The organism is Dysgonomonas sp. 25 (genome assembly GCF_010501075.1).
Classification (GTDB): domain Bacteria; phylum Bacteroidota; class Bacteroidia; order Bacteroidales; family Dysgonomonadaceae; genus Dysgonomonas.
In genome coordinates, this window is the sequence record NZ_QVMN01000005.1 from 86,971 (window position 1) to 99,266 (window position 12,296).

General features: G+C 45.6%; 17 protein-coding genes. 10 read left to right on the top strand and 7 right to left on the bottom strand.

Going from position 1 to position 12,296, the window contains the following annotated elements:
- Positions 1-112: 112 nt before the first annotated feature.
- Complete coding sequence (locus D0T66_RS09415) at positions 113-1,132, bottom strand: NAD(P)-dependent oxidoreductase (RefSeq protein ID WP_163357031.1); 1,020 nt, start codon at positions 1,130-1,132, stop codon at positions 113-115.
- Positions 1,133-1,363: 231 nt separating this feature from the next.
- Between D0T66_RS09415 and rpmB the strand changes: the two genes are divergently transcribed.
- The 8 genes from rpmB to D0T66_RS09455 all read left to right on the top strand — a co-directional run bounded on the left by rpmB (position 1,364) and on the right by D0T66_RS09455 (position 6,161).
- On the top strand, positions 1,364-1,615 hold the full coding sequence (rpmB, locus tag D0T66_RS09420) for a 50S ribosomal protein L28 (protein WP_163357032.1): 252 nt from the start codon (positions 1,364-1,366) through the stop codon (positions 1,613-1,615).
- A 20-nt stretch (positions 1,616-1,635) separates the two neighbouring features.
- Entirely contained in the window at positions 1,636-1,824 is a 189-nt protein-coding gene (rpmG, locus tag D0T66_RS09425) for a 50S ribosomal protein L33 (protein WP_163357033.1), read from the top strand.
- Positions 1,825-1,839: 15 nt separating this feature from the next.
- A complete protein-coding gene (locus D0T66_RS09430) occupies positions 1,840-2,001 on the top strand; it encodes a DUF4295 domain-containing protein (protein WP_163357034.1) in 162 nt (53 codons plus the stop codon).
- A 164-nt stretch (positions 2,002-2,165) separates the two neighbouring features.
- The gene (gene ftsY, locus D0T66_RS09435; protein WP_163357035.1) at positions 2,166-3,119 is read left to right on the top strand and encodes a signal recognition particle-docking protein FtsY; all 954 of its coding nucleotides are present in this window, start codon (positions 2,166-2,168) and stop codon (positions 3,117-3,119) included.
- 8 nt (positions 3,120-3,127) lie between these two features.
- The gene (gene rimO, locus D0T66_RS09440) at positions 3,128-4,432 is read left to right on the top strand and encodes a 30S ribosomal protein S12 methylthiotransferase RimO (RefSeq protein WP_163357036.1); all 1,305 of its coding nucleotides are present in this window, start codon (positions 3,128-3,130) and stop codon (positions 4,430-4,432) included.
- A gap of 24 nt (positions 4,433-4,456) precedes the next feature.
- Positions 4,457-4,747: an HU family DNA-binding protein gene (locus D0T66_RS09445; RefSeq protein WP_163357037.1), complete on the top strand. Its 291-nt coding sequence runs from the start codon at positions 4,457-4,459 to the stop codon at positions 4,745-4,747.
- Positions 4,740-5,930 carry an HU family DNA-binding protein gene (locus D0T66_RS09450; protein ID WP_163357038.1) on the top strand — a complete coding sequence of 397 codons (1,191 nt, stop codon included), beginning with the start codon at positions 4,740-4,742 and terminating at the stop codon, positions 5,928-5,930. Before D0T66_RS09445 ends, D0T66_RS09450 begins: the two co-directional genes overlap by 8 nt.
- A 6-nt stretch (positions 5,931-5,936) precedes the next feature.
- A complete protein-coding gene (locus D0T66_RS09455; RefSeq protein WP_163357039.1) occupies positions 5,937-6,161 on the top strand; it encodes a hypothetical protein in 225 nt (74 codons plus the stop codon).
- A gap of 6 nt (positions 6,162-6,167) precedes the next feature.
- Here the strand turns inward: D0T66_RS09455 and D0T66_RS09460 are convergent, their stop codons facing one another.
- The 3 genes from D0T66_RS09460 to D0T66_RS09470 are packed head-to-tail and all read right to left on the bottom strand — an operon-like array spanning position 6,168 to position 9,428.
- On the bottom strand, positions 6,168-6,980 hold the full coding sequence (locus D0T66_RS09460; RefSeq protein WP_163357040.1) for a phosphorylcholine transferase LicD: 813 nt from the start codon (positions 6,978-6,980) through the stop codon (positions 6,168-6,170).
- Between the two features lie 4 nt (positions 6,981-6,984).
- The gene (locus D0T66_RS09465) at positions 6,985-7,965 is read right to left on the bottom strand and encodes a glycosyltransferase family A protein (protein ID WP_163357041.1); all 981 of its coding nucleotides are present in this window, start codon (positions 7,963-7,965) and stop codon (positions 6,985-6,987) included.
- A complete protein-coding gene (locus tag D0T66_RS09470) occupies positions 7,962-9,428 on the bottom strand; it encodes a lipopolysaccharide biosynthesis protein (protein ID WP_163357042.1) in 1,467 nt (488 codons plus the stop codon). The genes D0T66_RS09465 and D0T66_RS09470 overlap by 4 nt, the downstream gene beginning before the upstream one ends.
- 261 nt (positions 9,429-9,689) lie before the next feature.
- On the opposite strand from D0T66_RS09470, the gene D0T66_RS09475 reads away from it, so the two are divergent.
- Entirely contained in the window at positions 9,690-10,925 is a 1,236-nt protein-coding gene (locus D0T66_RS09475) for an MFS transporter (protein ID WP_163357043.1), read from the top strand.
- A gap of 36 nt (positions 10,926-10,961) precedes the next feature.
- Positions 10,962-11,252, top strand: coding sequence for a DUF4884 domain-containing protein (locus D0T66_RS09480; protein WP_163357044.1), 291 nt, complete (start codon positions 10,962-10,964; stop codon positions 11,250-11,252).
- Between the two features lie 51 nt (positions 11,253-11,303).
- Here the strand turns inward: D0T66_RS09480 and D0T66_RS09485 are convergent, their stop codons facing one another.
- Genes D0T66_RS09485 through D0T66_RS09495 form a run of 3 tightly spaced genes read right to left on the bottom strand, consistent with a single transcriptional unit; the run spans position 11,304 to position 12,292 of the window.
- Entirely contained in the window at positions 11,304-11,699 is a 396-nt protein-coding gene (locus D0T66_RS09485) for a hypothetical protein (RefSeq protein ID WP_163357045.1), read from the bottom strand.
- Positions 11,686-12,069 (bottom strand): hypothetical protein, encoded by a 384-nt coding sequence (locus tag D0T66_RS09490; protein ID WP_163357046.1) that lies wholly within the window; start codon positions 12,067-12,069, stop codon positions 11,686-11,688. The genes D0T66_RS09485 and D0T66_RS09490 overlap by 14 nt, the downstream gene beginning before the upstream one ends.
- On the bottom strand, positions 12,056-12,292 hold the full coding sequence (locus D0T66_RS09495; protein WP_163357047.1) for a YtxH domain-containing protein: 237 nt from the start codon (positions 12,290-12,292) through the stop codon (positions 12,056-12,058). Before D0T66_RS09495 ends, D0T66_RS09490 begins: the two co-directional genes overlap by 14 nt.
- Positions 12,293-12,296: the final 4 nt, after the last annotated feature.

A 12,296-nucleotide genomic window follows, 5' to 3' on the forward strand; every position in this document is an offset into this window, starting at 1 on the left:
GATTTTTATATAAATAATCCTCATTTTGCGCATTTTGTAAACTGTAGTTTACGTTTTGTCGTTTTTTGATGGGAAGGCTATTTTTCTAATTGGTATGCTATCGAATACTTTGTTATTTTATCCACCTCTTCTTCCGGTACCATTTCACCGATTCTTCCAAGCCTTTTCTTAAATTATAGCGCGGCGAAAAGTTAAAGTCTTCCTTTAGCGGAGCAATGTCGCATTCCCAGTTACGCTGGCTCATTATTTTGTACTTATCGCGGTTGAGGGTCGAAGGCTTCCCTGTTGCTTTAGCTAAAAGTTCGGCAGCAACCGATACCCCTTTGAGCAGCCAGAGCGGTATTTTTATATTGATTGTACGCTTCTTGCCGAGTACCTCTTTGGCTATTTGCGTATATTCGCTGTCGGTGTGTACGTCGCCATCGGCAACAAAGTATGTCTTGTCCTTTATCGGGCTTTCTATCGCGTCGAAGATTATGTCTGCCAAGTCCTTCACATAAATAAAGGTGAGGTGTTGCGCACGGAATCCCGCGCCCGCATTCAGCCCCGATTGAATCGTTTTCAGCATCAGCAGATAATCCTTTTCGCGCGGGCCATATACCCCCGTCGGACGAAAAATAAGGTAAGGAACGTTCTCCTGCGAACGGATATACTCCTCCGCCTGCCACTTGCTCTTCCCGTAAGCCGTATCCGGGTGGGGTGTATCGGTTGTGGCAAACGGCGTGTAGCTCTTCTCATCGCCTTTCCCCATCACGCTGAGGCTGCTCATGAAAATGAATTTCTCGGGGATACAATCCGCTTCGCGAAGCGCCTCGACGAAGTTGACGGTATTCCCGTAGTTTATCCTCTCAAAATCTTGTTGGTCGAGACACTTCGTAACGCCTGCATTGTGGATGATGTAGTCAAATTTTCCGTGCTCCTTCGCAAAAACGCTCAATTGCTCCGTAAGTTTTTCTTTGTCGGCAAAACAGAGGTCTATAAACCGGATTTGCTCATCCTGCAAAAATTCGCGGCTACTGCTTTTGCGTATTCCCGCCCATGTATCGTATCCCTTCGCCAGCGCTTTCTCTGTCAGGAAGCTTCCGATAAAGCCGCTGGCACCTGTTATAAGGATTGATTTTGCTTTGCACATATTCTTGTTTTGCTGTTTTTCGAAGACATGTTTTCTCGTAACCCGTAACTCCCCGCAGGGCAAGGTAACGCGTAACTATTATATCATACAAAGATAGCCATTAACTTAAAAAGAAAATAAATTAGCACTTTAATCATATAAATATTTGTTCTTTCAAAAAATATCTCTAAATTTGCAACCCAATTTGCGGATGAAATAACTAAAAATAAACATATATAAAGCGATATAGCAATGTCCAAGATTTGTGAAATAACAGGAAAAAAGACAATGGTTGGTAACAATGTTTCTCACTCGAACAAGAAAACGAAGAGAACATTCGATGTTAACCTGTTCAGAAAAAAATTCTACTGGGTAGAAGAAGATTGCTGGATTACGTTACGTATCTCGGCTGCCGGTTTGCGTACGATTAATAAAATCGGATTAGATGCCGCCATCAAAAAAGCAGCAGACGCCGGACACCTTTCAATGATAAAAGTATTATAATTTAAGGAGGACCTTGAGAAATGGCAAAGAAAGCAAAAGGAAACAGAATTCAGGTGATATTGGAATGCACCGAACACAAAGAAAGTGGTATGCCGGGTACTTCTCGTTACATCACAACGAAAAATAGAAAAAATACAACTGAGCGTCTCGAGTTGAAAAAATACAACCCGGTACTCAGAAGAATGACAGTTCATAAAGAAATTAAGTAAAAAAACATATAAACCATGGCAAAGAAAACAGTCGCAGGTTATCGTGACCCATCTTCGAAAGACGGTCGTAACTATGCTAAAGTAATCAAAATGGAGAAATCACCTAAGACAGGTGCTTACACATTTAAAGAAGAAATGGTTCCTAACGAATCTGTAAAAGAATACTTAGCTAAGTAATTCTGTTAAAAATATTTAAAAGACCTCCAGCATTCCCATGTGTGGAGGTTTTTTGTTATCCATTTTGTAGCTTTGCAGAGAGGCTCTAATTGTCAGTTAAATAGTTTTTTGCTTTGGATCCCGTAACAAATTTTTAATAATTAAGCACACACTAATTGTAAGATATGGCACTCTTCGGATTATTCTCAAAACAGAAAAAAGAAACATTAGATAAAGGTTTGGAGAAAACAAAGGAATCGATGTTTTCCAAACTATCGCGTGCAGTAGCAGGGAAATCGAAAGTCGACGACGATGTACTCGACGAACTGGAAGAAATACTGATAACTTCCGATGTAGGTGTAGATACGACGTTGAAAGTTATCGAGCGCATCGAGAAACGTGCTGCCAGAGACAAATATGTCAACTCAGCCGAGTTGAACCGTATCCTGCGCGAAGAGATAACCGACCTGTTGACCGAAAACAATACGCATGATACCGAAAACTTCGACCTGCCTGCCGATCGCAAACCCTATGTTATCATGGTGGTTGGCGTAAACGGGGTGGGGAAGACGACCACCATAGGCAAACTTGCCAACCAGTTCAAAAAAGCAGGCAAAAAAGTATATCTCGGGGCGGCCGATACATTCCGTGCCGCAGCCGTCGAGCAACTTGTTATCTGGGGCGAGCGCGTAGGCGTGCCCGTTATCAAGCAGTCGATGGGTTCCGATCCCGCTTCGGTGGCTTACGATACACTAAGTTCCGCCAAGGCGAACGAAGCCGATGTGGTTATCATCGACACAGCAGGACGCTTGCACAATAAAATCGGACTGATGAACGAGTTGACCAAGATAAAAAAAGTAATGGAAAAAATCGTTCCCGGAGCGCCGGACGAAGTGTTGCTCGTCTTAGATGGCTCGACAGGGCAAAATGCCTTCGAACAGGCTAAGCAATTCACGGCGGCAACGGACGTAACGGCATTGGCTGTGACAAAGCTCGACGGGACGGCTAAAGGCGGCGTCGTAATCGGTATATCCGACCAATTCAAGATTCCGGTGAAATATATCGGGCTGGGTGAAGGTATAGACGATTTCCAGCTTTTCCGCCGCAAAGAATTTGTCGATAGTTTGTTTGGGGAGTAAGTACATAAATGAAGAAAAACAGAATAGACGTCATTACACTCGGATGCTCCAAAAATCTGGTCGATTCCGAGATGCTGATGAAGCAACTTTTAGCGAACGGCTACACCGTAAAGCACGATCCCGAAAAGCCGGAGGGTGAAATTGCCGTTATCAATACCTGCGGATTCATCGGCGATGCCAAAGAAGAATCCATCAATATGATTCTCGAATTTGCCGAAGCAAAGAAAGACCGCAAGCTCAATAAACTTTTTGTAATGGGTTGCCTCACAGAACGCTACATGGAGGAGCTACGCATGGAGATCCCCGAAGTAGATGCTTTCTATGGCAAATTCAACTGGAAACAACTGATAACCGATTTAGGCAAATCTTATCAGCAGGATTTGGCGCTGGAGCGTAGCATTACGACTCCCGCTCACTATGCCTATCTCAAGATATCCGAAGGCTGCAACCGCACGTGCTCCTACTGTTCCATCCCTATTATGACGGGCAAACATCAATCCCGCGCGATAGAGGAAATAGAGGACGAAGTGCGGGGCTTAGTCGCTTCGGGCGTAAAAGAATTTCAGTTGATAGCGCAAGATTTATCTTTCTATGGATTAGATAAATACAAAGCGATGAAATTGCCCGAACTTGTCGAGCGCCTTGCCCGGATAGAAGGAGTAGAATGGCTTCGCCTGCATTATGCCTATCCCGCCAATTTTCCATTTGATTTATTGCGCGTTATGCGCGAAAACGATAATGTCTGCAACTACCTCGATATTGCTTTGCAGCATGTCAGCGATAATATGCTGAAAATGATGCGCCGCAACATCACTAAAGCGCAAACCCTCGAACTGATACGCCGTATCAGGGAAGAAGTTCCCGGCATTCATTTGCGCACCACACTGATGGTGGGGCATCCGGGTGAAACGGAGCAGGATTTTGAGGAGCTGATGGATTTCGTCCGCGAAGCGCGTTTCGAGCGTATGGGAGCATTCCCGTATTCGCACGAGGACGGTACGTATGCTTACGAAAACTACGAAGACAGCATCGACGACGAAGTAAAGCAAGCGCGTATGGACGAGCTGATGTCCTTGCAGGAACGCATTGCGCTGGAAACAAATGAGGCCAAAATAGGCAAAGTTTTGCGCGTAATCCTTGATAAAGAGGAAGAAGATTACTATATTGGCAGGTCGGAATTCGATTCTCCCGAGGTCGATCCGGAAGTTTTGATTGAAAAAGCACAAAAATTGAAAATAGGAGAGTTCTATCAGGTAGAAGTGACAGGTGCCCAGCCGTTCGATTTATACGGACGGGTTATCTTATCTGAATAACCGGCTCTTTCAAAAATAAAATATATGACAAATCAGGAACTTATAGCAGCATTGGCCAAGAGGCTCGATTGGACGCAGCGCCAGACAGCAGACCTGCTCGAAGGGTTCGTCGGGTTGCTGAATAGCCGCTTAGAAGCCGGCGATACGGTGAACGTTCAAGGGTTCGGCTTGTTCGAAACGAAGAAGAAGAACGAACGCGTATCCGTGAATCCTACGACAAAGCAGCGCTTTTTGGTGCCCCCTAAAATTACTATATCGTTCCGTCCGGGACAGACTGTGAAAGATAACCTGAAAAAAATAGAAGTCGATGAGTGAACGATTGAGCTTACAGGATTTGACTGACCTGCTTGCCGAAAAGCAAGGGTTGACGAAGAAAGATGCCGAACTTTTCCTGCGGGAGCTGTTCGATTTGATAATGCAGACAATCGAGCAAAAAGACTCGGTGAAGATAAAGGAATTCGGTACGTTCAAACTCGTTAAAGTCAACAGCCGCAAGAGCGTGGATGTGAATACGGGCGAGGATATCGAGATTCCTGCCCATTACAAATTGTCGTTTACGCCCGACAAAACACTCAAAGACCTTATAAACGCCCCTTTTGCACACTTCGAAAGTGTTGTGTTGGAAGATGGTGTTTCGTTCGAAAATATTACCTTTGATGCAGAAAACGAATCGGAGGATCAGGATACGGAAGAAGAAGCTGTTCCTGAGACCATTATAACAGAAATCGAAATGAAAGAAGAACAGGAAGAAAATATCGAAAAAGAAATAAACGATGCGGTGGAGCATCCCGAAGAATTATCGGCTGAAATCGAGCCTGCCGAAGTTGAATTGACAGAGGAAACTGAATCTGTTGCCGATGCGCCGGTTTCTGTCGCCGAAGAAGCGGCAGATGAAACAGAGGAAGACGACGACGACGACGACGATGATGACGACGAATATGAGCCCGAATTGGAAGAGAGCAAAACAACGCGGAATGTAATCATTGTCCTTGCCATTCTTTTACTCGTGATTCTTGGCTACCTTTTCAAAGACGATATAATGGGAGCCTTCAATGGTGGAAGCGGAAGCGATACAACGCCGGTTACTACCGAACAGGTAGATCAGCCGGATGAAGATGCACTTCCGTCCGATTCGCTCATGGTAGAGAATGATAGCATTGCAGAGGAAAGTGTAGAGAATGTTTCTGCTTTGCCGGAGCAAAATACGACTACCCCATCCACAGCGACAACCACTCCGGCGAAGGAATACAAGCCTAAAGCGACTATCACCCTCAAGAGTGGCGATACGTTGCGCAAACTGGCTCTGACGCATTACGGCGATAAAACCTTCTGGGTGTATATCTATCAGGAGAATATAGATAAGATAAAGAATTTCAATAACATCCCTATCGGTACGAAGTTGGTTATTCCTGCTCCTGAAAAATATGATATAGATGTGAAAAATGCCCAATCGCTTTCCAAAGCAAAAGCGTTGGAGGATAAATATTTTGCAAAATAACGACGTATGGCATTTAATCTGAATGACTTTCTCTCCAAAAAGCTTGCGCTTGTGGTGGTTGCCTTGCTGATAGCAGCGGCTGTGATTACCTATAAACTATATAAAGAAGGGGTATTATTTTCCAGTGCCCCTCCCATAGACAATATCTACCAGAACAATGACGGCTTGATTATCTCGGATACGATAGCCGTAGGAGATACGGCGAATGTTATCGAACCCGGTAACTTGTAGAAGAAATCAGAGATAAGTCACTTTCATAAAGTGTGTCGCCCTTTTGTCTTTGGGCGGAATGTGCATATAATCCCCATATTGTTTGCTCAGGTAAGTTTCCGGCTCTTTCGGGGCTGAAAACGATCGGCCTTCGAAGGTTACTTTCGACGTCGGGAACATATACGATGCGTTGTGATTGGTCGTATTCCCTATGCCGTAGCTGTGCAGGATATTATCCGGCTTAGTGATGGCGCATAAGGCGCGAGCCATGTATTTCAGCGCGATGCCGATGGGGTAGAGGAATAAAGAAATCGTGTATTCGTAGAAATAGCGGAACGAGTGGAAAGGATGCCCCCGCTTTAGCCGTCTGAAAGCCCGCCCATAAAAGAAATCGACAAAGCTTTTCAGCCATTTGTAGCTTCTTTCCTCCACAAAGAGGTCGATATATACCCCTTTCTCCGTATACCTTGCCATATTATCCTCTTCCGAATCGATGCGCGAATTTCTGTCCCTCACCTTCGAGAAAAGCATGCGGTAACTCTTCTCCTTCGGCGTTTGCAGGTACATATCCGCAGGCAGTTCCTTGGGGAGTATCTTGAGCAATTTCTTGTAGTCGCTCCACATCAGTTCTATATCCACATCGTCGTCCCACGGGATAAACCCGCCGTGGCGGATAGCCCCGAGCAGCGTTCCCCCGCTCAACCAATACTGTATGCCGTGTTTGTCGCAAATATCGGTGACCTTGATGAGTATGTCGAGCATCTTCATTTGTAGGTTGCGAAGCTCCGAACCTTCGGGGTTGTATTCTTTTCGTAATTCTTCGGTCTGTGGATGTATCATAATCTTATATTCTGGAAACCAGTATCTTTGTTAATTTGACGAAAGCCTTGAAGCTTAACGCGACAGGAAAAGACAATACCTTGCCGTATGCCTTTCGGGCGGTGCAGGCAAATATCCAGCGAAAGCCGGAGACAGCCTTCCACGTATCGGCGTCGTATCTGCCCGATGCAATCGCATGTTCGGCAAGCTTCTTCATCCAGACGCGCAATTTGGCAAAATAGTCAGCATCCGGGATGGTACAAGCCTCTTTGTTGGTGATGCCAGCATGGATGTACAATTCTTCGTCGGTAGGCTCTATGCCTATATATCGCAGTTCGCGGCGGTGTATCTCGTTTACGAGGTCTTCCAAAGCCGCTTTCTTCGATTGGCTTATGTTCGTCCCGTGATAACGGTATTCCGTCAGTTTGCGGGGGATGTTGTATAGCTTGTATTCTCTCGACAAACGGCACCACAACTCATAATCCTCAGCAAGCGGGAAGTCCTTGTCATACGGATGCTCCTTCAGTACTTTCTTGCGAATCATAACACTCGACTGGATGAAGGTGTTGGTATAGAGCAATGTGCATTTTATCTCCTCGTCGCCAACCGAGAGGTTCATCTTTCTCAACACCCTTTCGTCGTCTATCGTGCGTCCCCATGTGCCGCACATGGCATAATCGGGATGCTTGTCCAGAAAGTTGACTTGCGCCTCGAGGCGCTTGGGTGCTGCCAAATCGTCGCAGTCGAGAAAAGCGATATATTCGCCCGAAGCTAACTCTATCAGCCGGTTGCGCGTATATATCAGTCCTTCGTTCTTCGCATTTTTCAGGTAGTAGATGCGGTTGTCGCGATAGCGTGCTGCAATTTCGCGGCTGCTGTCGGTGGAGCCGTCGTCGACGATAATCAACTCCCAATCGGTAAACGACTGGAAACCGATGCTTTCGATGGCTTGCGCCAGATACTTCTCGCCGTTATAGACGGGCATTAATACCGAAACTTTCGTCATGCTTCCTTCTCCTTTCCCCGTTTAGTAAACCGTTTGGCAAAATCGATAGCTTCCTGCAGAATAACTGCCCCGGATAGCTTTATTATCAGTAAATATAAGATTCCTCCTGCAAGGAGTTGCAATATCCCCGCAAGATAAATATGTATATCCGGCAACAAGTAAGGGATGAGTGCGGTCGGGGCGAAAGCTATAAACGCTATTCCGAGGAAAGGGATAATATCGACAAATAACTCTTTTGCTGTGTAGCCGATTTTTCGTCCGACAACGATTAACTCGATGGAGTAGAAAAGCATATTTACGGCGGATAGTCCCCATATCAGCCCTTCTACGCCCCAATGCACCGACAGGAGGATGGAGGCAAGGATGCCGAAATTCTGGCATGCCGCCAATGTGAGTATCATTTGGGATTTGCCCAATGCCTGCAATAAAGGGCTTGTCATCGTGTGCAGCGGATATAAGACCGCTCCGGCTGCAAGTATCTGCAAGAGGGGAATCACACCCACCCATTTGTCGGATAAAGCAAAGATGATGATGGGCTCGGCTAACAAGATAAGTATCATCGTCACGGGAAAACTAATAAAGCCGGTGATACGCATTATCTTACGGAAAGCCCTTTTGCGGCGCTCGTGGTCTTCGTTTACCTGCGAGAGCATCGGCAGGGCGACATTCTTTATTCCGTCGCTGATGACAACTTGCGGTATATCGTTGAATTTCTTTGCCTGCGAATAATAGCCGGCTTGCGAGAATCCGAACAATTTACTGATAATGGTGGGGTAAATATTTCCGCAAATCTGATTCAGGATATTGGTTGCCATTAGCTTGGCACTGTACGAATACATCCCCCGCAGGTCGGATAGCCTGAATTGCGGAATCGGTTTCCACCGAACGAATACCCATAAGAGGACGTTGCGGACAAAGCTAAGCACTACTATCTGCGATGCAATAGCCCATACTTTCAGCCCGAAACAGGCCAAAATGATGGCAACAATACCGGATATAATACCGGCGATAAGGGTAATCCTCGTGTTGGTCTTGAAGTTGAGTGTGCGTACCAGATTGATATTCTGTATGATGCCGAATGCATTGAAAACGAATGCGAGAAACACAAACCGCGATAGATTGGTCAGTACAGGCTTCTCGTAAAACCACCCTAACAATGGCGCGCTAAAGAAGAAGATAAGGTAAATCAGGAGGCTTACGGAGATATTGAAGTAGAAAACAGACGACTGCTCGGACGGGATTGCCTCTTTCCGGCGTATCAGGACGGACGAAAACCCGCTCTCCTGCATGATGCTCGCAATGGCCGAGAAAATGGATAATACGGCAACCGTACCCATTTCGTCGGGTTCGACCAATCGTGCCATGACAAACATAATCAGCAATTGGATGAACTGCTGCCCGCCTTTGTCTATCAGGCTCCAGAAGAAAGCTATGCCTGTCTTATGTTTTAGATTGTCTGTCATTCAGGATATAAAGGTACAATTTTTATTTTGACTCTTGCATTATTCATTCTCATACCTATTCTTAGGAGGCTTTACTGCGCGGAATAGGGTAAGCACAAGACAATAAAACAACCCTCGTAACTTGTAACTGTGCGAAGCACGAAGTAACTTGTAATATAATTAACATCAATTATAGATGAGGATAACAACAATTCATAACTCATAATTCTTCATTCATTATTAATATATTATCTTTGCAGCCCTCAAAATCCCGAAAGTGGTATGAATAACTGGAAAAAGACATTTGCGATTATCTGGACAGGGCAGCTGTTTTCTACGCTCAGTAGTTCGGTTGCCGGCTATGCCGTTGTCTTCTGGCTCAGTCTCAAGACCGAGTCGGCAGAGGTATTGGCCTATGCGATGATAGCGACACTTCTTCCGCAAATTGTTCTGGGACTATTCACAGGGGTGTTTGTCGACCGTTGGAACCGGAAACAGGTGATGATTGCCGCCGATACCTTTATCGCCCTTATTACGGGGATGCTGTGTCTGATGTTTTACTTCGACATGGTAGCAATATGGCAGATATATATCCTGCTTGCTTTGCGGTCGGTGGGGAGCGCTTTCCATGTTCCCGCTATGCAGGCGAGTATCCCGCTGCTCGCCCCCGAGTCGCAGCTGATGCGCGTGGCAGGTGTCAACCAGATGATACAGGCTATCAGTAATATTGCGGGGCCTGCGCTGGCGGCTTTGCTTATCAGCCTCTTGGAGATGACCTATGTGCTGATGTTCGACATTCTGGGAGCGGTTATCGCATGTGTTTCCCTTTTGTTCGTGACCATTCCGAATCCGGAGAGGAAGACCGAAGAACGCCATGTCTTCAGGGAGATGAAAGAAGGATTGAAGGCTATTTTCGGGCAACGGGGACTGGGCTGGCTGCTTACGTTCGATATCATCGTGCTGTTCTTTATCATCCCTGTATCGGCGCTTTTCCCGCTGATGACGATTAAATACTTCCTTGGCGAGGCTTTCCACATGAGCGTAGTCGAAATAGCTTGGGGTGTGGGTACCCTGCTCGGAGGGGTAATTATCGGAACTTCGGCGATGAACCGCTTCGATAAAATCATCCTTATCATTATTACCAACTCGATTATCGGGCTGACTTTCCTTTTCTCGGGAGTATTGCCTCAATCGGGTCTTATGTGGTTTGCCATTTTCACGGGGATTGGCGGGCTTGCGGGTTCCATCTGGAACAGCTCGTTTGTGGTTATCCTGCAAACGAAGATAGACAATTCCGTCCTCGGGCGCGCTTTCTCTACCTACGACAGCCTTATCCTGCTGCCTTCTATACCCGGATTGCTGGCGACGGGCTATATTGCCGATGTGATAGGGCTTTCCGATGCTTTTGTTATTGCGGGAGGGGCTATTTGCCTGTGCAGCATCTTGTTGCTGCTTATTCCTTCGGTGAGGGAGCTGGGTAAGAGTACAAAAGGCGTTGGCAGTAAGGATATCTTCTGATTTTTTTATTACCTTTCCTTTCTAAATAGTACTATTATGAGAAAACTATTCTATTTATTCCCTGTTTTACTCTGTCTTTGTGCGTTTTATTCCTGTTTTGGATTAAGTGGAGGAACATATTATGGGCAAGCATTGAGAGAGGAGCGGCCGGGAGATAATCCGTCTTATAGAGTGGAATATTTGTTCGAACACGATGGTTGCAAGGTTTATCGTTTCTATGATAGGGGCAATTATGTCTATTTCACTAATTGCAAAGGGAATATAACCGCTATCGCTAATGATTCTACACAAACGCGCATCCAGACAGTAACTAATGTAGAAGATTGAAAAAGCGGACAACAACCGTTATCCGCTTAGTATATAAAGCATTGCGAGAAATTACTTCTTCTTACCGCCTTCTATCTTTTTCTTCGGCGAGAACATCGACCGCAGTTTGCCGACAATAACCCCTACAACAATCGGTTGCACAAACTCCTTGATGTAAGGATAGGTTATCTGCAATCCGTTCATTACGGTTTGTTTGATAGTCGACGATGGAGGCGTTTCAGCGTCGGCGTCTTGCGTAGTCTGCGATTTGGGCTTCTGGGTAACAAACCCGAAGCGTTTGGTTATATCATGCAAAAGGGCGCTTCCGATAATGGCTCCCAGATTCTCATATATATACGAGAACCGCGAAGTCATCTCTTTCTCCTGAACCGCACATTCCTCCTTTAGTTCGGCTTTCTCGATACGTAGTTTCTCGAGTGGAGATAATTTTTTGTCAGAAGTCTTCATTCGCCTCTATTTTGCGTAATATAACAATCACCTTATTCATAATAAAGGCTCTTAGCCGGCGGTGGAAAATCATTATCAGGATTAGGACAACCATGATGAAGCCGAACAGGATGCCAAAGCCTCCTGCGAACGAGCCGAGCATTTCGCCAAGGAAAAATGCTGCGCCAAACAGCCCGAAAAACAAAAGCCCCACGGCCAGCACCAGTACGATGGTGGCATAAGCGATGAGCGAAAAGATAAACGATATCTTCTCGTATGCTTCGAGCTTGAAATAGCGGAACTTCTTATCGGCATAAGCCATCACTTCCACTTTCAACGACTCGAAGAGCTCGCCCAGGTCTTTGTCTTTCAGATTGTTATTGTTTTGCATTCATTTTTTCTGTTACACCTTCTACAACTTCTTCTACTACTTCTTTCAACTCTTCTTTTCTTTCCTCGGCTATGCCTTGCACGCTGTCTTTGATTTTGTATGCATAATCAACGATATCCTGCAACAATTCGTTGCGTTTGTCATATGCTGCAATGTAGCCTACAGCAGCTCCGATGGCTGCGCCTACGGCCAAGAATACTAAGTTTGAACTTGCCTTACTCATAATC